This window comes from Brevundimonas sp. Soil_N_31 (assembly GCF_057655995.1).
The window spans coordinates 331778-352565 of record NZ_JBDGLE010000004.1 but is presented as its reverse complement, the minus strand read 5'-3'; the positions used below and the strand labels follow the sequence as shown (position 1 = coordinate 352565).

Sequence of the window (20788 nt, the reverse complement as noted above, 5' to 3'; positions counted from 1 at the left end):
GTCTAGGCCCATGCTGCTGCCCTTTTTCACCGCCCTGCGCGAGGCCAAGGTGCCTGTGTCGCTCAAGGAATGGCTCCATCTGATGGAGGCCATGGACAAGGGCGTGGCGGGACGCGACGTCGAGGCCTTCTACCACCTGTCGCGCGCCGTCCTGGTCAAGGACGAGAAGCACTACGATCGCTTCGATCAGGTCTTCGGCAAGGTGTTCAAGGGGCTGGAGGGCGTCAGCCCCGGCGAAGAGATCACCGCCGACATCCCCGAGGACTGGCTGCGCCTGCTGACCGAAAAATACCTGACCGACGAGGAGAAGGCCCAGATCGAAGCGCTTGGCGGTTTCGAGCAGTTGATGGAGACGTTGAAACAGCGCCTTGAGGAACAGAAGGAACGCCACCAGGGCGGCAACCGCTGGATCGGCACGGGCGGAACTAGCCCCTTCGGCCACGGCGGCTACAACCCCGAGGGCGTCCGCATCGGCGGCCCCGGCCGCCACGGCCGCGCGGTCAAGGTCTGGGAAAAGCGCGAATACAGGAACCTGGACGACACGGTCGAACTGGGGACGCGCAACATCAAGGTGGCGTTGCGCCGCCTGCGCCGCTTCGCCCGCGAAGGCGCAGCCGAGGAACTGGACATCGACGGCACCATCGACGGCACGGCGCGTCAGGGCTGGCTGGACATCCACATGCGGCCCGAGCGGCGCAATACGATCAAGGTGCTGTTGTTCCTCGACGTCGGCGGCTCGATGGACGGCCATATACAGCTGTGTGAAGAGCTGTTCTCGGCCGCGCGGACCGAGTTCAAGAACCTGGAGTTCTTCTACTTCCACAACTGCCTCTACGAAGGGGTGTGGAAGGACAACCGCCGCCGCCACAGCGAACGCATCCCCACCTGGGATCTGATCCACAAATACCCCGGCGACTGGCGCGCGATCTTCGTCGGCGACGCGACCATGTCGCCCTATGAAGTGACCATGCCCGGCGGCTCGGTCGAGCACTGGAACGAGGAAGCCGGCGCAGTCTGGCTGAAACGCGCCCGCGAACAATGGGACAAGTCGGTCTGGCTGAACCCCGTGCCCGAGCGCCACTGGAGCTACACCCCCTCGGTCAGCCTGATCGGCGAGGTGATGGAGCACCGCATGTTCCCCCTGACGCTGGAAGGGCTGGAACGGGCCATGCGGACGCTGGCGCGCTAATCGACGCTGAGCGCGCCGAAGGCCGGCTGAATGCCTGCGGCGGTCTCCTGGCGGAAGAAATAACGGCCGGGGTGAAGGAAGAAGGTCGCCTCCGACGCGCCGGGCGGCAGCAGATAGTGATCCGACGGCGGACCGGCCGTCGCTTCCGCCATCGACAGGGCCTGGATCAGCACCTGCTCGTCCAGCGGGGGAACCTTGATCGTCACGCGCCGTCGCTCGGGATCCGCCGCCAGCCACCCCGGGCGGCCCGCCACAGGCGTCATGCGCGGATGGAAGACCGACATATCCATCTTTCCAGTATAGCTGGGCGAAGCGATGCTCTCCCCGCCCTTTGACGCCACGATCGGCGCATCGGGCGCGAAACGGGCCAGGACGGCGGCCACGTGTGGGGCATCGTTTTGAGGCGCGATCGCGGGCCAGTTCCTCGACTGCTCGATGGTTAGCGGATCGATGCCCGTCTTGGCCTTCAGGCGCGCGGCGAACCACAGCCCGCCGCGTCCTTCAATCTCCATCGCATGACTGTAGCCGACGAAGACGAAGACGCGCGCGGAAAGGTGAGTCGCCAGGATGTTGGCGATCAGGTTGTCGGCCTGCGCCTCTTCACGCGCGGCGATCTGCGCGGCGCTGTCCGCGCCCTCGGGCGCCCTTTGGTCAAAGCGCTGTTCATAGTCCGAGAAGCGGTAGCCGAGCCGGGCCGCCTCGCGCACCATCTCGGCGAAGACCGGATCGTGGGTGTAATAGCCGTAGCTGGCCAGGAAGGGCGCGCCATTCGCATAGGCGCCGATCCGGACAAGCGGCACAGGCTGAGGCTGGGTGAAGGTTTCGGCGGCGAACCAGTCGTAGCCCAGCGGGCGCAGCGCCCGCATCACCCGTGCGGCGAAGGCGCGATGTCCGGAAACATTGTGCGCTTCATTCAGGATGACGATACGGGTGTTTCCGGCCGCCTCAACGATGGCGTCGATCGCATCGCGCGCCACGGCGCCGTCCAGGTCGGGCGGAACGACAGACGGATGAGGCGGCCGTTCGTCCAGACCGACGGCGGTTGCCTCATCCCCCAGGAAGGATGCGAATTGGCTGAGCATCTGACGCGCAGCCTGATCACCCGCTTCGGACTTGGCCTTCAGGTCGAGGTAGGTCGGCAGATAGCGGCCTTCGGTAAAGAAAAGCTCGTCGTTGGATAGCGCCTCCTGCGCCAGAACCGACGTCGCACACGCCGCGCCCAGACCCGCCGTCCCCCATAGCACCGACCGACGCGACCACATCCCGCGCTTCCCCCATGCAGCGACTGACATGACAGCGATACTAGAAGCGATTCCGGTATAACTATGGCGAGGAGATGGAAACCAGAGACGGATCAGAAGGCGCGCGTCACGCCGAAATTCACCTGGGTGTAATCGTAGGTGTAGCCGCTGGCGACCGGCGTATTGCTGTAAGTCAGGCCCGCAGTGAAGGCCCATTCCCGCACTGGTGGACTGGTGACCTGGGCGTTGAAATAGCGAGCGCTGCGCCAATCGCTACCGGTTTCCTTCTGGCCGCCCAGACCGCCGGCGATCACGTAGCGCCAACCGCCATAATAGCGGCGCACTTGCAGCACCGGCATGACTTCCATGTAGTTCTCGGGCGAGAAATAATCGTACTCGCCCGGGTCGCTGCTGTGAAAGTAGCGGGTGCGGAGTTGGGCGGACAGGCCCCACTCGGGCTTCAGCACATGGATGTAGTTAAGGCGGAAATGCGTGCGAACGTTGTCGCCGGTGAAGTCCTGAACCCCCGCCACGACGGTGAAATTGTTGCGATCATTGATCGGTAGATCGAAAGCCCCGCCGACAAAGGTGTAGTAGATTCCCTCGTCCAAACCGCGCGGCGTTTCCAGAATCTCGCGCTCGATAAAGTACTCCTGACGAAAACGGGCCTCGTTGTGCACGCTGACCGCGCCCAGGACGGTGTCGCCGTCCGTGCCCACTTGCCCCTTCCATGACCAGTCGCCAGTCCGGTCGGCGAAGCGCAGATAGAAGCGTTGATCTTCGGTCGACTTCCGGCCCAGCGGCTTGAAGCTGGCCGTCTCGATCCGCAAGCCCAGGTAATCGTCCGGCCCCTTGTAGCGCCAGTCGAGGTTGAGCCCCGCCTTGATCACGTCGGTGTCGTCGGCGTCGGTCGAAGCGAACAGGTCCGCGCCGACGGCGTAGGACGGCAGGAAGCCTGCGGATACGCTGTCCGGATGTTCAACGCGAGCGGTCTGCTGGGCCGTCTCGGGCGCAGATTGCGCCTGGGCGGAGACGGCGGCCGCCAGGACGAGCGCCAGGACGGCGCCCCCGGTCAGGACGTTCATTTGGTGTCCCATTTCTTCCTCATCCCCAGCAGTTCGGCGCCGTAGCCCCACACGCAGACGGGCTGCATCACCAGGCTGTAACCCAGGGCGTAGAAGAGGAAGCCTCCGAAGTTGCGGCGCACCTTCAACCCTTCGCGGTGGAACATGCGGCGCTGGATGCGGAAGATGAACATGTTCCACAGGGCCGCCAGCGGCAGCACCGCCAGCGTCAACGGCCCGGCGATCCAGAATATACCGAACAGCGCCAGCACCAGACCGGGGATGAAGATGAAGGTGTAAACGAGGTCCAGCGGCAGGAAGCACAGATTCCACCAGATGAAGATGGTCGTCAGACGCGGCTTCAGCAGCAGGCCGCCGTGCGCCTTGAAGGCTTCGATCAAGCCGCGCGACCAGCGTTTGCGCTGCAGGGCAAACTGCTTGAACCGCGTCGGCACATTGGTGAACGCCAGGGCGTCCTCAGCGTAGCCGATGCGATACCCCTTCTCGAGCATGGCCCAGGACACGACGATGTCCTCACCCACGCATTCCGGCCATCCGCCGACCTCCTCCAGCGCATTGCGCCGGTAGAGGGAGAAGGCGCCCTGAGCCACCAAGGTGCCATGATACATGGATTGCATTCGCTTCACAGCGGCGATGCCGTGAAAATAGTCCCATTCCTGCGAGCGGGTGAGGAAGTTGTGGCGTGAGTTGCGGACCATGACGGCGCCCGCAATGGCCTGGGTGGAAGGCGGATCGGTCAGCAATCGCTCGACGATCTGGACCAGGCCGTCGTCGCGCACCCAGGAATCGCCGTCGATGGTGACGATCAGATCGTGCCGGGCCTCCTTCAGGCCGCGATTGAGTACCGCCGCCTTGCCTGCATTGACCGTATAGTCGAGCAGGCGCACGTCAGCGTTTGGCGGAAAGCCAAGTTCGATAATGGCCGCGCGCGCGATCGCGACCGTATTGTCGGTCGAACCGTCGTTGAGGATCAGCACCTCATAGGAGCCGGGATAGGTCTGAGCCGCCAGGCTAGCGAGCGTGTCGCGGATCCCGGACGCTTCATTGTATGCCGCGACAAGAACGCTGACCGGCGGATAGGACGTCGGCCGGATGCGCGGCGGCCTGCGGTCGAACAAGAGCGTGCCGAGCAGAAAGGCGTTCATGAATCCCGGCACATAGGCGATGAAACCGATGGCGATGAGGGCGAATATCCAACTGCTGACGTTGGCCAGATCGGCCAGCCACCGCTGCGACAGCCAGACGCTAAGCGCGGTCCAAGCAATCGCCAGCGTCAGGGCCAGTGCGAACTTGGCGGGGATCGGCAAATACAACCGACGATAAGGGCGCGGCAGCGCCGTCGTCGTTTCCTGAACAACGGCCATTGGCCCTGCTTTCGTATCAGACACTCTATCGGACATCACAGGTCCCACGAACGTCTTGCGGATGACGATTGAAAAATCGTCGTTTCTTAAATCGACAATCTCAAACGTAGTAACCAGAGACCAAATATTACGGCACTTACTTCAAACAAATTGTAAATTCTTGCATCAGGCGAGTAGCAGGCGCCGCACAGCGGCGACGCCTGCCCAGACGCTCTAGCCCCGGTCGCCCTTCAGCGCGTCCTTCACGCCGCCGACAGCGTTCTGGACCTTGCCGGCGACCTGATCGGCTCGGCCTTCAGCTTTCAATTTTTCATCGCCAGTCAGCTTGCCGGCTGCTTCCTTGAGCTTGCCGCCGACGTTTTTGGCGGCGCCTTCGATACGATCTTTGTCGGGCATTAGGATCTCCCTGCCAGGGAACGCCGGGACGGCGTCCCTCAGGAAAACAACCCTTTTTCGATCAGCGAGGTTCCGTAATGGGAGCGCCATGATCGCGAAGCCATCGAGCGACCGCCCAGCTGTGCGCCTCATGCCGCAGGCTGGACAGGGCCTGGAGCGGCTCCAGCCAGACCAGGGCGTGATCCGCCTCCTGCTTTAGCGTCTCGTCAGTGCCTGTCACTCGCACCGTCCAGACGCCGCTGACGTTGTTGACCGGCGCGCCGTCCGACTTGTGGAAGAACTGAGCCGCCTCGACCAGACGATCGACCGGCTCGACGACCAGGCCCGTCTCTTCGCCGAATTCTCGGATCAGAGCCTGTTGTTCGCTTTCCTCGCCGTCCACGGCGCCGCCGGGCAGGTCGAAATAAGCCGCGCCGTCGCCTCTATCCACGCGAACACAGGCCAGGCGGCCGTCACGCTCGGCGATGCCGAAGACGGCGGGACGATGGATGTAATCAAGACCCGGACGGGCCGTGCCGAACTGAAGCTTCATCAAGGAAGACTAGCGCCTGTCGTTCGACCCGCGAAAGCCCGAAATGACGAAGAAACGATGATCTAGAGATCAAACGCCAGGCGCGCACGCACGCCGTGGTGAACAGGATCCACCTCGATCGTTGAACGCAGCCCTCCCGCCATGGCCGAGATGATCTTGGAGCCGAGGCCCGTGCCCTTGGGTAGGCCGTCGCCCAACCCCGGTCCGTCATCCTCGACCGTCAGCTGGGCGCGACGCCCATCCTCCAGGCGTTCAAGCAGCACGCGAATCTCGCCCGCCGCGCCCGGCTCATAGGCGTATTTGACGGCGTTGGTGACCAGCTCCGTAACGATGACGCCCAGGGAGACGGCCTGATCGGTCGTCACCTGCAAGGCCTCGGCGCGCAGGGTCAGTCGCGCCCCGCCGCTGTCGGGACCGATGGACTTGCCCAGTTCCTCGACCAGCCCGGCCAGGTATTCGTCCATCTGCACCCGCTCGACGTCCGCCGAGGTGTAGAGGCGACGATGGACGTGGGCCACCGCCTCGATACGCACCTGCGCCTCTCGCAGGGCGTCCCGCGCGCCCTCGTCAGCCAGTTGCCGCAGTTGCAGGGAGATGAAGCTGGACACCAGTTGCAGCGAGTTGCCGACGCGATGGTTCACCTCGCGCAGCAGGGCCTCAGCCCGGTCGCGCGCCTGCCGCACCTCCTCCAGAGCCTCTTCCTTCTCACGCTCCAGACGACGGCGCAGCAGGGCGTCTTCGACCGCTGAGCGCAACAGGGCGGTGAAGTCCTCGGAAACGTCCTTGATGACATAGTCGGCCGCGCCTGCGCGCAGGGCCGCCACGGCGATGCGCCCGTCCTGGGCCCCCGTGACGTAAACCACCGGCGGCGGTTCCGGCAGAGCCAGGATGTCGGGCAGAACATCCAGCCCCTCGCGTCCCGGCATGTAGTGATCCAGGGCGCAGACATCGAACACGCCCGCCTTCAACGCCTCATAGCCCGCGTCAGCGTCCGGCGCGCAGGTCACCAGATAGCCGTGACGCTCCAATTCCTTCTGGACCAGCCGCGAAAGACCGCGGTCGTCATCGATATACAAAAGACGGATGGCGGCCCCGACCTGATTCACGCTTCAGATCTCGGGCGCTTGCATGACTGAAAGGAACAGACCCAGTTGGCGGATCGCGCCGGCGAAGGCTTCATAGTCCACGGGCTTGGTGATGTAGACATTGCAGCCTAGGTCGTAGCATCGCTGAATCTCGACCTTGTCGTCGGTCGTGGTCAGGACGACGACAGGGGCGCGTCGCAGGCGTTCGTCCGCCTTCACTCGCTCCAGAATCTCGGTCCCTGACATGTCCGGCAAATTCAGATCCAGCAGGATCAGCAAAGGCCCGCTGCGGCGCACTTCGTCGCTGAACAGGTAATCCAGCGCCGCGTCGCCATGGTCGAAGTGGACGATGTCGTTGGCGATGTTCGCGCGCCGGATGTTCTTTTCGATGAGTTTGGCATGGCCATGGTCGTCTTCGACCATGACGATCTTCACCGAATGACTCACAGGCGGTCTCCTTGATGCTCACTCAGCATAATCAGACGTTTCGGAAATTTAATGTGAAAAGTCGAGCCTTCGCCCAACTGGGACTCGACGTCTATGGAGCCGCCCATGCGACGGACGATGTTGCGCACGAAGGCCAGGCCCAGGCCTTCGCCCGGCTTGTCCTGCTTGCCCGAGCGCCGGAACAGTTCGAAGATTCGCTCATGGTCCTTGGGCGAGACGCCTCGACCGTTGTCCCGCACGGCGTATGACACCCAGCCGTCCGGCTCGTCCTGACCGCTCACCTGGATACGGATGGGACGGTCCGCCTGCTGATACTTGACCGCATTATCGATCAGATTGCCGAATATCTGCTCGATCGACAGACGATCATTCTCCATCGTCGGAAGGGCTCCGATGGTGATCTCACCACCCGTTTCCGTCACTTGATGGCTGACCGTATCGGCGATGGCGCGGACCATGCCGGTCATGTCCAAACGCTCAGGCAGCAAAGCGCGCCGCCCCTCGCGCGAGAGCTTGAGGATGGCGTTAATCAGCCGGTCCATCTTGGCCGTCGAGGTACGGATGAAACCCACCGCCTCGGGCGCGTCTTCGCGGACCGCGCGTAGCGCCTCGGGATCCACCAATTCGGGGTGGGTCGTCTCGAGCGCCGTCAACTGATGGTCCAAAGTCTTGCTGACCTGCTCCAATTCCGAGGTGTAGCCCATAACGTTGACCAGGGGCGCACGCAGGTCATGGCTGACGATATAGGCGAAACGCTGAATCTCTTCATTGGCGCGGGTCAGCTCGGCGGTGCGGTCGCGGACTTCGTTCTCCAGCCCGGCGTTAACGCGGTCCAGCTCGAAATGCGCCTCTTCGATCTCGGCCACGTAGCGGCGCACCAGCCAGACGCTGATCCCCGCCAGAAGCAGGACCAGCACAGCCGCCAGGGCGTTGACCGCCACGGTGATCGTCTGCGCCCGCTCGGACTGGCGGGTGCGCTCGGCCAGGCGACGCGCCTCGACGGCGTCGACGGCGGCCAGTTCGACCCGTATGGCGTCCATCAGGGCCTTGCCCCGCCCGCCTCGTATAAGAGACACCGCCTCGCCGATCCGTCCCGTTCGGGTCAGTTCGATCGTGCTGTTCATCAGCGCCAGGCGCTCTCGGTAAAGCCCCTTCACCTTCTCTACCCGCCCGACCTGGGCTTCGTCGCCGTCAACCAGCGTTTCCATCCGGTCGATGACGTCTGGAAGCTTGGCCACAGCATTGTCATGGACACCCAGGTATTCGGCCCGCGCCGTCAGCATGAAGCCGCGCTGCCCCGTCTCGGCATCGGTCAGCAGCATCAACATGTCCTTGGCCGCCAGGCGCACCTGCTGGCTGTGATCCACGGTATCGTTGTACGTCGCCGTCCGCTGGATCATGACGAAAGTGGCCGCATTCACCGCCATCAGCAGCAAGATAGCCAGCGCCAGAAGAGCTATGATCGAGCGACTGAGGGTCGGGGTGCGCAGGAAGATTCCGAAGGTGCGCAGGGCCGGCCGAATGCGTTTCATGCCCCGAACCTTATTCGCCGTCGAAGCCGTGTCCAGCCTTTACCACGCCGCGACCTAGACTGAGCCGACCGTCCTGAGCCGAGCCTTGGGATGAATCTCATTTTGGCTCATCACCACCGTCTGACCGCGGAAGCGTTCGATGATGGAGCGGACGTAGGGGCGGACCTGCGGCCCGGTCAGCAGGACCGGGTTCTCGCCCGTCATGGCGGCGCGCTCGAACACGTCGCGGACGGCGCGGATGAAGTCCTGAAGCTTGCTGGGCGCCATGGCCAGCTGCTTGTCCTCACCGGGGCCGATCAGACTCTCGGCGAAGGCCTGCTCCCACTCGGGCGACAGGGTGACGATGGGCAGGGCGCCGTCGTCGGCCTTGTGCTGCCAGCACAGCTGACGCGCCAGACGGCCGCGCACGTGTTCGACCAGGGTGGCGACGCTGGTGGTGTGCGGCGCCGCCTCGGCCAGGCCTTCCAGGATGGCGGGCAGGTCGCGGATCGACACCTTCTCGCGCAGCAGGGCCTGAAGCACGCGCTGAAGCGTGGTCACGGTGACGACCGAGGGGATCAGCTCCTCGACCAGCTTCTGCTCCTCGCCCTTCAGCTCCTTCAGCAGCTTCTGCACCTCGGCGTAGGAGAGCAGCTCGGCCATGTTCTCCTTGAGGATTTCGGTCAGGTGCGTCGTCAGCACCGTCGAGGGGTCGACGATGGTGTAGCCGCGGAAGGTCGCCTCTTCGCGCAGGGACTCGTCGATCCAGGTCGCAGGCAGGCCGAAGGCGGGTTCACGCGTATGCTCGCCGGGCAGCTCGACCTGACGGCCCGCCGGGTCCATCGCCATCAGGGAGCCGAGGCGCACCTCGCCCGAACCGGCGTCCATCTCCTTGATACGGATGGCGTAGCCCTGATTGGGCAGGCGCATGTTGTCGAGGATGCGCACGCTGGGCATGACGAAGCCGTACTCCTGGGCCAGGGAGCGGCGCAGGGCGCGGATCTGGTCCGTCAGGCGGCGGCCTTCCAGGTCGTTGATCAGGGCCAGCAGGGCGTAGCCCAGCTCGATCTTCACCTCATCGATGGTCAGAGCGGTGGAGATCGGCTCCTCTACGTCTTCCTTCGGCTTCAGGTTCACCGGCTCGGCGGGCGGCGGCTTCAGCCGGTCGCGGCCCAGCTTCCACGCCATGAAGCCCGTCCCCAGCGCCAGCGCCGCGAAGGGCAGCAACGGCATGCCGGGGATCAGCCCGATCAGCCCCGCCGTGCCCGACACCACGCCCAGCGACACCGGATTGCTGGCCAGCTGGGCGACGAAGGCCTTGTCCGCCGAACCCTCGACCCCGGCCTTGGTCACCAGGAAGCCCGCGGCGACCGAGACGATGATGGCCGGGATCTGCGTCACCAGGCCGTCGCCGACGGTCAGCTGGACATAGGTGTTGGCCGCCTCCATGGCGGGCATGCCGTGCTGCACCACGCCGATCAGCAGGCCGCCGATGGCGTTGATGAAGGTGATGATCAGGCCCGCCACAGCGTCGCCGCGCACGAATTTCGAGGCGCCGTCCATGGCCCCGAAGAAGGTCGATTCCTGCTCCAGCTCCTTGCGGCGCAGCTTGGCCTGATCCTCGTTGATCAGACCCGCCGACAGATCGGCGTCGATGGCCATCTGCTTGCCCGGCATGGAGTCCAGGGTGAAGCGGGCCGAGACCTCGGCGATGCGGGTCGCGCCCTTGGTGATGACCACGAAGTTCACCACCAGCAGGATGGCGAAGATGATCACCCCGATGATGAAGTTGCCCCCCATCATCAGCTCGCCGAAGGCCTGGATGATCTTGCCGGCGCTGTCGTGGCCTTCCTGACCGTTGCTGAGGATCAGCCGCGTCGAGGCCAGATTCAGACCCAGCCGGAACAGGGTCGAGACCAGCAGCACCGTGGGAAAGATGGCGAAGTCCAGCGGCCGCTTCATCATCACGGCCGTCATCAGGATCAGCACGCTGGACACCAGCGAGATCGCCAGCAGCAGATCCAGAAGCATCTTCGGGATCGGCAGGATCAGCAGCATGATGACGGCGATGACGCCGACCGCCATGCCGACCTCGCCGCGCATCAGCCAGCCGAGCGCGTCACGCCCCGTGGGGCGCGCCATGCCGTCCTTCATCAGGATGGGCGCGTCAGCCATGACGACGTGCGAAGGTCATGTCGCCTGATGACAGGATTCGGCGGCCCTCAGCCATGCCCCAGCGCCTTGAGCGCCTGCCGGGTCGCATCGGCGATCACAGCCTCGCGCTGGGCGTCGGTCGAATCCTTCGTGGCGTGGAAATAGACGGCGATGGCGATGGGCGCGCCGTCCGTCGGATAGAGGACGCCGATGTCGTTCACCGGGCCATAGCCGCCGGTGCCGGTCTTGTGCGCCACGGCCCAGCCCGCCGGAACGCCCGCCTTGATCCGCCCCTGCCCCGTCGGCGTATCCACTAGCCAGCGCATCAGCAGAGCCTTGGACGCCGGGCTCAGCGGCGTATCGGCGGCGACCAGCAACCGCTGGATGTTCCGCACGGACTGGTCCGGAGTGATGGTGTCCTTGTCGCCGTCCTGGCGATTCATCTCGGGCTCGAGGCGATCGACGCGGGTGCTGTCGTCGCCGATGCCGCGATAGAAGGCGCGCAAGGCGTCCAGCCCGCCCATTTCACGGATCAGGATGTTGGCGGCGGGGTTGTCGCTGACCTCGACCGTGCCCTTCATCAACTGCTCGATGGTCAGGGTCGAACCGACCGCCGGTTCCGTGACCGGGGCGTGGCTGATCATGTCAGCCTGCGTCACCGGGATCGCCCGGTCCAACCGCTCCTGCCCCGCCTGCACGCGCAGCAGGGTCGCCGCCGCCAGATACATCTTGAAGGTCGAGCAATAGACGAACCGTTCGTCGCCGCGCCATGCCGCGCGCTGCCCCTCGGTCGCGACCGACACGCCCAGACGACCGCCGTGACGGGCCTCCAGCGCCGACAGGTCGAGCACGGCGGGTTCAGCCGCCGCAGGCTCACTCGCGCGCGCACAGGCGCCCAGGGCGAGGGCGCCCGCGCCGATCAGCAAGGTGCGACGGTCGGCGCGCATCGGATCAGCCCGCCGCGCCGTAGGCGGCCGCGACGCCCGACTGAGGCGCCGGGATCGGCGTGCCTGCGTCGGCGTATTCGTTCAGCTTGTTGCGCAGGGTGCGGATCGAGATGCCCAGGATGGTCGCCGCATGGGTGCGGTTGCCCAGGCAGTGGCTGAGCGTGTCCAGGATCAGGGTCTTCTCCATCTCGGCCACGGTCTGACCGACGAAGCTGCGGGTCACGGCGTCGGCGACCTGGGCCGCCTGACCGGCCACGCCGGCGTCATAGGCCGAGGCGGCGGGCGTCGAGGCCCCCTCGCCCCCGCCCAGCAGCGGGCGGCCGTCCGGCAGGCGGATGGCGTCGACGTCGATCTCGGTCCCCGCCGCCAGCAGGACGGCGCGGTGCATGGCGTTTTCCAGTTCGCGCACGTTGCCGGGCCAGCGGTGAGCGACCAGGGCGCGCTTGGCCTCGGCCCCGATGGCGCGCGGCGGCACGCCGTTGGCGGCGGCGTATTTCTTGACGAAATGATCAGCCAGCACCGCGATGTCGCCGGGGCGTTCGCGCAAGGACGGCAGGCGCAGGTTCACCACGTTCAGCCGGTACAGCAGGTCTTCGCGGAATGTCCCCTCGGCCACGGCCTTGGCCAGGTCGCGGTTGGAGGTGGCGATGATGCGGATGTTGACGGGCACCGGCTTGGCGCCGCCGACGCGGTCGATCACCCGCTCCTGAATGGCGCGCAGCAGCTTGGCCTGAAGCCGGGCGTCCATCTCGCTGATTTCGTCCAACAGAAGCGTGCCGCCGTCGGCCTCCTCGAACTTGCCGATCCGACGCGCGACGGCGCCGGTGAAGGCGCCCTTCTCGTGACCGAACAGCTCGGATTCCAGCAGATTGTCGGGGATGGCAGCGCAGTTGACGCTGATGAAGGCCTTGTCCGCACGGCGCGAGTGCGCGTGCAGATAGCGCGCCATCACCTCCTTACCCACGCCGCTTTCGCCGGTGATCAGGATGGAGGCTTCCGAACGCGCCACCTGATCGGCCAACTGGATGACGTGCTTCATCGCCGGGTCGGCCGAGATCATCGGCCGTTCGTCGTCGGCCACGGCCGACAGGACGGCGGCGATCAGATCCGCCTCGGGCGGCAGGGGGATGAACTCCTTGGCCCCGGCGCGGATGGCGTCGGCCGCCTCGCGCGCGTCAGCGTCGACGCCGCAGGCCACGACCGGCACATGGATGCGCTCGGCGTCGTTGGCGGCGATCAGGGCGGCGATGTCGATGCGGTAGTCGACCATCAGCAGGTCCGCGCCCTGCCCCCGGCGCAGTTGCTCGGTCGCCTGATCGGCGCGCTCGACGTGCTGGACCTTGGCGCCGTGCGCCATGGCCATCTTCACCGCCGTCGCCAGCTGGCCGCTTAAACGACCCACCACCAGAAGACGCATCGCCCTACTCCTTCAGAATCCTGTCCGTGACGGGGCGGCCGATCAGGCGCCCTTGTCCTCGGTCTTGATGATTTCCGTCATAGTCACGCCCAGCCGGTCCTCGACGACGACGACCTCGCCGCGCGCCACCAGGCGGTTGTTGACGAAGATGTCGATCGCCTCGCCGACCTTGCGGTCCAGTTCCAGCACAGAGCCCTTGTTCAGCTTCAGCAGTTGGGCCACCGACATATTGGCCTTGCCCAGCACGGCCGAAATGTTGACCGGCACGTCGAAGACGGGCGCCAGGTCGACGGCGGACTTCTCGCCGCCCTCATCGGCCAGGTTCAGAGCGGTGGACTCGCCGAATTCCTCAAGCGAAAGATCGTCGGTGGCCATCAGAAGCCCCTTCTGTCATGAGCGCCGCCTTCGAGGGGCGGCTCGGCGTGGCCGGCTTCGGCGGCCAGGGCGGCGTTGAGCGCGGCGGCCACGCGGGCCTCGGCTTCGGCCGGATCGAATTCGGCGCGGCCGTCGGCCCATTCCAGGGCGAAGGCGGCGGCGGGCAGGTGCGGTTCATCGCGGAACACCACCAGTCCCGAGAAACCGGCCTGGGCGCACAGGGCCTCGATCTGGGCGCGCCCTTCGTCGTCCAGACCCGAGGCGCGGACCAGCAGACGCGGCGTGGCGTCCATCTCCTGCCCCAGGGCCTCGATGGCGGCTTCCAACGGACGACGAGGAAAACGATCGAAGGCTGCCGAACCGATGACCCGCGCGGCGGCCAGGGCCAGTTCTGCGGATTCGCGGCGGTGCGACTCGGCCACGCCGCGCAACAGGGTCGCAGCCTGCGCCGTCGACTGGGCCATGATCGACAAGGCGTCGGCGCGCAGGGCCTCGACCTCGGACAGGGCCTGCTGACGGGCCTCCAGCCGGGCCTGGGCGACCAGGGCCTCGACCTCGGCGGGGGCGAAGGACCGCTTGGCCGGCTGCCAGGTCGAGGCGCGCAGCACGGCGCCGTCGGCCCCGAACTCGGTGTCGAAGGCGAAAGGCACGGCGTTGGAGGGAAGCGCGCTCATGTCAGTAGATCAACTCGTCGTCGCCGCCCTGGCCGGCCAGCATGATGTCGCCGCGCGCCGCCAGATCCTTGGCCACCTGGACCATGGCCATCTGGGCGTTGTCGACGTCCTTGAGGCGGACAGGCCCCATGGAATCCATGTCCTCGCGCATGATCTTCGAGGCGCGCTCGGACATGTTGGAGAAGAACATTTCGCGCAGGGGGTCCGAAGCGCCCTTCAGCGCCAGCCCCAGCTGGTCCTTCTCGACCGCGCGCAGCAGGGTCTGCACCCCGCCCGGATCGAGGCGCGACAGATCCTCGAACACGAACATCAGGGCGCGGATACGCTCGGCCGCATCGCGGTTGCGTTCCTCCAGCGCGCCGATGAAGCGCGCCTCGGTCTGGCGGTCGAAGCTGTTGAAGATATCGGCCATCAGCTCATGGCTGTCGCGCTTGGACGTGCGCGCCAGGTTGGACATGAACTCGCTGCGCAGGGTCTGTTCGATCTTGTCGAGAATGTCGCGCTGCACCGGCTCCATGCGCAGCATGCGCTGGACGCATTCCAGGGCGAAGTCCTCGGGCAGGGCCGTCAGCACGCGCGAGGCGTGGTCCGGCTTGATCTTCGACAGAACGACCGCGACCGTCTGCGGATATTCGTTCTTCAGATAGTTGGCGAGCACGGCCTCGTTCACATTGCCGAGCTTGTCCCACATGGTCCGGCCCGCCGGACCGCGGATCTCCTCCATCAGGGCCTCGACGCGATCGCCGGGCATGAAGGAGGCCAGCAGGCGCTGCGTCTGCTCATAGGAGCCCATCAGCGAGCCGGACCCGCCGATGCCGGAGACGAACTCGACCAGCACCTCTTCGACCACGGCGGCGGTGACGGTGCCCAGCCCCGCCATAGCCTGAGAGACCTCCTTGATCTCTTCATCGTCGAGCTGCTGCCACAGGGCGGTATGCTCTTCGCCCAGAGACAGCAGAACGACGGCGGCCTTTTCAGGCCCCGTCAGCTTCTTGGCGTCGTCGACCGCCGCACCCTTGGACACCAACCGCGCCGCCATCAGCTTTCATGCATCCACGAGCGCAGGATCGCCGTGGATTCCTCTGGGTGGCTGTCGACGAAATCGGCGACCTTCTTGATGGAGGAGGCCTTCACCTGACCCTCGATACGGGCGATGTCGATGCGCTGCTCCATGTCGCTGGGGCCCGCCAGCATGGGCGCGCCGCCCGGCAGGGTTCCGCCGACGATCTGGGTGTCCAGGGCGGTGACGGGAATGCCGCCGGCGCCGACCAGGGCGGGCGCGCCGCCAGGCCCGGTCGCCGCCTTCAACAGCGGACGCAGGACGAAGAAGACCAGCACGAAGCCGGTGACGGCCAGGATCAGCAACTCGACCCCGCGCATGATGTCGTTCTTGTCGAAGGCGAACATCGAGGAGCCTTCCTCGGCGCCCGGCGCAGCGGACGGCTCGCGGTTGAAGCGGACGTTGACGACCTCCAGCTTGTCGCCGCGCGTCTCGTCGATGCCGACGGCGGCGGCGACTAGGGCCTTGATCTGCTGCACTTCCTCGGCCGTGCGGGCGGCGTAGGCGGGCTCGCCCTTGCCGTCGGCGGCGGGGGTGTATTTGCCGTCGACCGCGACCGAGACCGACAGCTTCTTGACCTCGCCCGGCTCCTTCACCGTCGTGGTGGTGGTGTTGGAGATTTCGTAGTTGGTCGTCTCGGTGTTTTCCGAGTTGGTGGAGCCGATCGGCGTGGTGTTCGGGGCCTCGCCGCCGGGAATGTTGTTGGTGGCGGTGACGCCGCCGTCCTGCTGGCCGGTCGTGTCCTGCGACTGGCTGCCGTTGGTCGAGGTCGAACGAACGACCTGGCCGTCCGGATCGAACTTCTGCTCCTGGGTGGTCGAGCGGCTGTGGTCGATGTCGGCCGTGACCTGGACGCGGGCGGCGCCGGCGCCGACGACGCCCTCGACGATGTCCTTGATGCGGGCCTGCATCTGGGCCTCGGTCGAGGCCTTGGACGCCTCGGCGGTGGCCGAGGTGAAGCCCGTGTCCTCAGACCCGGCCGCCAGGGTGCGGTTGGCCTGGTCCGTCACCGTGACCTTGTCCGGCTTCAGGTTCGGCACGGACGAGGCGACGACGTTGCGGATGGCCCGCACCTGATCGGCCGACAGGTCGCGACCCGACAGACCCACCACCACGGCGGCGGTCGGGTCGATGGCGGCGGCCTGGAACATCTCGCGACGCGGCATGGTGATGTGGACGCGGGCCGAAGAGATGCCGCGCATCGACATGATGGTGCGCGCCAGTTCGCCCTGCAGGGCGCGCTGCTCGTTCAGGTTCTGCTGGAACTCGGTCTGGCCCAGCACCGATTGGTTGTCGAATATCTCGTAGCCGACGCTGCCCGAGGTCACGAGCCCCTTGCCCGCCAGCATCAGGCGCGCCGTGCCCACCTCGTCGCGGCTGACGAAGATGGTCGAGCCGTCGCCCTTGGAGGAATATTTGATGCCCGCCTGATCCAGGGCGGCGCTGATTTCGGAGGCTTCGCGCAGGTCGAGGTTGGAATAGAGCAAGGCGTCCGGCGCCTGGCCCACGCGCAGCATGACGGCGACCAGCACGGCGGCCACGCCCGCAGCCACGCCCAGGATGGCGGCCAGGCGTCCGATGCCGAACCTTTTCAAAGCTTCCGTGAAGCCGCCCACGCGCCATCGCCCCTGCACACGCGGGACGAACCGAACCCGCTAGGCAGAAACTGCCGCCTGGATGGTAAATGCGGCGTTAAGAGGCGTTAAAGAGATGGGAATCCTGCCCTCTCCCGATGGGAGAGGGCTTGAGCGCACGAGAGCGCAGCGATCGTTCTGGCGCGACCCGCAGGGCGGCGCGTAGCAGCCAAAGGGTGAGGGTTCGCGGTTGATGCGTCTGCGCGGCGGCTTGCGCCGACTGCTGGGACAAGCCCCTCACCCTTTCGCCTTAACCAATCGCCTACGGCTCTTGGAGGCTCAAGCCCTCTCCCGCCGGGAGAGGGATCATGCACACCGCAAAAGAAAAAAGGGGCTGCGGGACCATCGCGTCCCGCACCCCCTTCGGCGCCCCCCGGCGCCCGCCCGCCTCCCGAGAGAGGCAGGCTAGCTGGTCAAAGGTCGATCAGACCTTCAAACTTTAGATCTTTAGGGCCGCGGCCTTCTTGTCGGCGGCGGCCTGGATGCGGGCCTCGGCGATGGCGTCGGCGATCAGGTGGGTCGGCTTGTTCTCGGCGACCGAACGCTCGAGGATTTCCTCGAAGGTCTCCATCAGGCGCGACAGCTTGCCTTCGACCCACGAGGCGTCATAGGCGCCGCCGGTCTGACGAGCGTTCATTTCCGAGGCGACGTTGATGATGCCGCCGCCGTTGATGACGTAGTCCGGCGCATACAGGATGCCGCGCTTGAACAGTTCGTCGCCGATGTCGGCCGTGGCCAGCTGGTTGTTGGCGGCGCCGCAGACGGCCTTGACCTTCAGACGGTCCAGCGTCTGCGGGTTCAGGGTCGCGCCCAGGGCGCACGGGGCGTAGATGTCGGCGGCGACGTCATAGATGGCGTCCGGGGCGACGATCTCCGCGCCGGTCTTGGCGGCGACGGCTTCCAGGTTGGCCTGGTTGACGTCGGTGATGATCAGCTTGGCGCCGGCCTTGTGCAGCATGTCGGCCAGATAGGCGCCGACGTGACCCACGCCCTGCAGGGCGACGGTCAGGCCGGTCATGTCGTTCTGGTTGAACAGGCGACGCGCGACGACCAGGTTCGAGCGGAACACGCCCTCGGCCGTGACCGGGCTGGGATCGCCCGAGGCTTCCGGGCCGTCCTTCAAGCCCAGGACGAATTCGGTGACCTTGCGGGCTTCGGCGATATCCTCGACCGAGGTGCCGACGTCTTCGGCGGCGTAGTAGTGACCGCCCAGGCCGTTCAGATAGCGACCGAAGGCGTGGAACAGCTCAGGCGACTTCTGGGTGCGGCTGTCGCCGATGATGACCGACTTGCCGCCGCCCATCTCCAGATCCGCGACGGCGTTCTTGTAGCTCATGCCTTTGGACAGGCGCAGCACGTCTTCCAGCGCCTCGGCGGCGGTGGCGTAGTTCCACATGCGGGTGCCGCCGACGGCCGGACCGCGCGCGGTCGAGTGCACCGCAACAATCGCCTTCAGGCCGGTTTTCTCGTCATAGAAGGCGTGGACGCCTTCATGGTTCGAGAAAGAAGGAGAATCAAACAGCGTCTTGCCCATGACAGGCCTTTCCTGGGGTACTTTTTTGTGCGGAAGGACATACGCGCAGCCTGACCAAACGGCAAGCATCACCATGCAGCCGCGCCAGGGTTCTAGGAAACATGCGGAAAACGCCTCCGCTTTCCGCAGGTTTTGCGTTCAGCGCGCCTTGGGATCAGCCTGCAACGCGGGCAGGACCGCCGGCGCGCCGGACGGCAGGGGCCGAGTCGAGTCGCGCAGCCAGGCCTCGACGTCGGCGAAAACGATCTCGGCCTGAAGGTCGCGGTTCAGGATGTGCCAGCCGTCGGCGTAATAGCCCGTCGTCAGGTTCGACCGCTCGCCCGCCTGCTCCAGGGCGCGGCGCATGGGGCGTTTGGTGATGATCTGATCGTGCGCACCATAGAGCAGCAGGGTCGGCTTCTCGACCCGGCCCAGACGCTGGGTCGCCGTCTCCATCAGATCGACCAGGCCGTACAGGGAATCGAACCGCGTCGACAGGATCGACAGGGGGTCGCGGCCGTTGCGGATCAGTTCCAGCGTATTGTCCGAGGCGCGGATGTCGCGCACGGCGAAGGACGGCGGCTCGACCCGCTTGGCCCCCATCATGCGCGCGGCGGTCCACAGGCCCGCGCTATTGAAGGCGCTCTGGCTGGACCAGCCCCAGACGCCAGGCGCCATCAGCACCACCCGATCCGCGTCCGGCGGCGCGTCGGAGCCGAAAGCGGCGATGGTCGAGGAGCCGCCCATGCTTTCGCCCGCCACCACGATCAGGGCGTTCGGCCGCTCGGCCCGAACCAGGGCGACGATGGTGCGCAGATCCTGACTGGTCAGACTTTCGGCCGCGAACTGGCCCCGGTTCGGGGCCAGGCCGAAGCCGCGCTGGTCATAGGCCCAGGTCTCGATGCCCCGCTGCGCCCACCACGGCCCGGCGAAGCGGAAGGAGGCGTAGTGGTCGTTGAAGCCGTGCAGGGCGACGATGACGGCCCAAGGCGCCTGCCCTTCAGGGCTCCAGCGCAGATAGGGCAGCCGCGCCCCGTCCTGCACCACAAAGGCGCCGCGTCCCAGGGTTCCCGTCTCGATGTGCGGCCCGTTGAACCCGTTGGGCGGCGTCAGCGGCGGCTGGACGTGCGGCGTGGCGCAGGCGCTCAGGCCCAGGGAAAGCGCCATGAGGACCGCCGCCAATCCGCCCTGCCAAATCTTCACGCCAGTATCTCCGCTGTCCGCTGACGAAGGTAGGGCAGAACCTCGGCTTCAAACCACGGGTTTTTCTTCAGCCAGGCCGTATTGCGCCACGACGGGTGCGGCAGGGGCAGGACAGCAGGGGCGTAGTCGCGCCAGGCGCGGACCGTCTCGGTCATGTTGGCCTTGGCCGCCGCGCCCAGAGCCCAGGCCTGGGCGTAGCCGCCGACCAGCAGAGTCAGTTCGACCTTCGGCAGTTCGGCCAGCAGGCGCGGCCGCCACAGTTCGGCGCAACGGCGCGGCGGCGGATAGTCGCCGCCCTTGGGATGGGTGCCGGGGAAACAGAAGGCCTGCGCCGCCACGCCGAGGCGCGGATCGCCGTAGAAGGTCGCTTCATCCACCCCCATCCAGTCGCGCAGGCGAACGCCGGACGGGTCGGTGAAGGGCAGACCGCTTTCATGCACTCGCCGCCCGGGCGCCTGGCCGCAGATCAGCAGGCGCGTCGCAGGCGCGACCATGACCACCGGGCGCGGCGTGTGGGGCAACTGGCCCAGACACGCCCGGCAGGCGCGGATCTCGGCCAGCAGCGCGTCCAGGCCGTTGTCCGGTTCAGTCGAAATCGTCATCCGAAGCTTCGACCGGCGGCAGGGCCGCCCTGTTCGCCGCTTCTTGGGCCGCGGCCGTCTCGGCCTCGGTCGGCAGGCGCAGGCGGATCACGCCGCGGAAGTTGTTGGGATCGACCGCCTTGCCCTTCTTGGTGATGGTCAGCTTGCCCTGACGCATCAGGCCCAGGGCCGTCGCCTTCACCTTGGGCAGCAGGCGTTGCCACTGCTCGGGCTGCAGTTCCTTGGCCACGTCGGCCGGTTCAATGCTCTTGCCGCCGACGTTCTTGGGGTCGGCCTTGGCCAGTTTTTCGAAAATGGCCGCTTCGATTGGATCGCTCATAGGCGCTATATGCTGCACCGCGAGATCGGAAAGAAGGCAA

At 66.1% G+C, this 20788-nt stretch carries 20 protein-coding genes; 1 reads left to right on the top strand and 19 read right to left on the bottom strand.

All coding sequences use genetic code 11. The features are described 5' to 3' along the window. The first annotated feature begins 10 nt into the window (after window positions 1–10). Window positions 11–1189, top strand: coding sequence for a vWA domain-containing protein (locus AC3A3G_RS09270; protein WP_278449354.1), 1179 nt, complete (start codon window positions 11–13; stop codon window positions 1187–1189). Here AC3A3G_RS09270 and AC3A3G_RS09265 read toward each other — a convergent pair. The 19 genes from AC3A3G_RS09265 to AC3A3G_RS09175 form a co-directional block, all read right to left on the bottom strand. Further along, window positions 1186–2451, bottom strand: a complete 1266-nt coding sequence (locus AC3A3G_RS09265) for a hypothetical protein (protein WP_487488036.1) — start codon at window positions 2449–2451, stop codon at window positions 1186–1188. The two genes, AC3A3G_RS09270 and AC3A3G_RS09265, sit on opposite strands and share 4 nt — an antisense overlap. Before the next feature lie 92 nt (window positions 2452–2543). Continuing rightward, window positions 2544–3527: a hypothetical protein gene (locus tag AC3A3G_RS09260; protein ID WP_200166170.1), complete on the bottom strand. Its 984-nt coding sequence runs from the start codon at window positions 3525–3527 to the stop codon at window positions 2544–2546. Next, window positions 3512–4879 carry a glycosyltransferase family 2 protein gene (locus AC3A3G_RS09255; protein ID WP_487488035.1) on the bottom strand — a complete coding sequence of 456 codons (1368 nt, stop codon included), beginning with the start codon at window positions 4877–4879 and terminating at the stop codon, window positions 3512–3514. The genes AC3A3G_RS09260 and AC3A3G_RS09255 overlap by 16 nt, the downstream gene beginning before the upstream one ends. Before the next feature lie 213 nt (window positions 4880–5092). Continuing rightward, the gene (locus tag AC3A3G_RS09250; protein WP_487488034.1) at window positions 5093–5275 is read right to left on the bottom strand and encodes a CsbD family protein; all 183 of its coding nucleotides are present in this window, start codon (window positions 5273–5275) and stop codon (window positions 5093–5095) included. 61 nt (window positions 5276–5336) lie between these two features. Continuing rightward, entirely contained in the window at window positions 5337–5807 is a 471-nt protein-coding gene (locus AC3A3G_RS09245; RefSeq protein ID WP_368925333.1) for an NUDIX domain-containing protein, read from the bottom strand. 62 nt (window positions 5808–5869) lie between these two features. Further along, complete coding sequence (locus AC3A3G_RS09240) at window positions 5870–6913, bottom strand: sensor histidine kinase (protein WP_487488033.1); 1044 nt, start codon at window positions 6911–6913, stop codon at window positions 5870–5872. A gap of 3 nt (window positions 6914–6916) precedes the next feature. Next, entirely contained in the window at window positions 6917–7339 is a 423-nt protein-coding gene (locus AC3A3G_RS09235; protein WP_243637659.1) for a response regulator, read from the bottom strand. Then, window positions 7336–8871 (bottom strand): sensor histidine kinase, encoded by a 1536-nt coding sequence (locus AC3A3G_RS09230; protein WP_200166158.1) that lies wholly within the window; start codon window positions 8869–8871, stop codon window positions 7336–7338. The genes AC3A3G_RS09235 and AC3A3G_RS09230 overlap by 4 nt, the downstream gene beginning before the upstream one ends. A 54-nt stretch (window positions 8872–8925) precedes the next feature. Next, window positions 8926–11025: a flagellar biosynthesis protein FlhA gene (flhA, locus tag AC3A3G_RS09225; RefSeq protein WP_487488032.1), complete on the bottom strand. Its 2100-nt coding sequence runs from the start codon at window positions 11023–11025 to the stop codon at window positions 8926–8928. Window positions 11026–11072: 47 nt separating this feature from the next. Then, window positions 11073–11951, bottom strand: coding sequence for a class A beta-lactamase (gene bla, locus AC3A3G_RS09220; RefSeq protein WP_487488031.1), 879 nt, complete (start codon window positions 11949–11951; stop codon window positions 11073–11075). A 4-nt stretch (window positions 11952–11955) separates the two neighbouring features. Further along, on the bottom strand, window positions 11956–13368 hold the full coding sequence (gene flbD, locus AC3A3G_RS09215; RefSeq protein ID WP_200166153.1) for a sigma-54-dependent transcriptional regulator FlbD: 1413 nt from the start codon (window positions 13366–13368) through the stop codon (window positions 11956–11958). Window positions 13369–13410: 42 nt separating this feature from the next. Continuing rightward, window positions 13411–13743, bottom strand: a complete 333-nt coding sequence (fliN, locus tag AC3A3G_RS09210) for a flagellar motor switch protein FliN (RefSeq protein ID WP_003163531.1) — start codon at window positions 13741–13743, stop codon at window positions 13411–13413. Beyond that, entirely contained in the window at window positions 13743–14417 is a 675-nt protein-coding gene (locus AC3A3G_RS09205) for a FliH/SctL family protein (protein WP_487488030.1), read from the bottom strand. The genes fliN and AC3A3G_RS09205 overlap by 1 nt, the downstream gene beginning before the upstream one ends. 1 nt (window position 14418) lies before the next feature. Continuing rightward, window positions 14419–15456, bottom strand: coding sequence for a flagellar motor switch protein FliG (gene fliG / locus AC3A3G_RS09200; RefSeq protein ID WP_003163534.1), 1038 nt, complete (start codon window positions 15454–15456; stop codon window positions 14419–14421). Beyond that, window positions 15456–17093, bottom strand: a complete 1638-nt coding sequence (gene fliF / locus AC3A3G_RS09195; RefSeq protein ID WP_200166149.1) for a flagellar basal-body MS-ring/collar protein FliF — start codon at window positions 17091–17093, stop codon at window positions 15456–15458. Before fliF ends, fliG begins: the two co-directional genes overlap by 1 nt. Before the next feature lie 457 nt (window positions 17094–17550). Next, the gene (locus AC3A3G_RS09190) at window positions 17551–18645 is read right to left on the bottom strand and encodes a Glu/Leu/Phe/Val family dehydrogenase (protein ID WP_368925341.1); all 1095 of its coding nucleotides are present in this window, start codon (window positions 18643–18645) and stop codon (window positions 17551–17553) included. 138 nt (window positions 18646–18783) lie between these two features. Next, complete coding sequence (locus tag AC3A3G_RS09185) at window positions 18784–19827, bottom strand: alpha/beta fold hydrolase (RefSeq protein ID WP_487488029.1); 1044 nt, start codon at window positions 19825–19827, stop codon at window positions 18784–18786. After that, the gene (locus AC3A3G_RS09180; protein WP_200166143.1) at window positions 19824–20429 is read right to left on the bottom strand and encodes a uracil-DNA glycosylase family protein; all 606 of its coding nucleotides are present in this window, start codon (window positions 20427–20429) and stop codon (window positions 19824–19826) included. The genes AC3A3G_RS09185 and AC3A3G_RS09180 overlap by 4 nt, the downstream gene beginning before the upstream one ends. Then, window positions 20413–20748, bottom strand: a complete 336-nt coding sequence (locus AC3A3G_RS09175; RefSeq protein WP_200166141.1) for a DUF3253 domain-containing protein — start codon at window positions 20746–20748, stop codon at window positions 20413–20415. Before AC3A3G_RS09175 ends, AC3A3G_RS09180 begins: the two co-directional genes overlap by 17 nt. Window positions 20749–20788 lie beyond the last annotated feature (40 nt).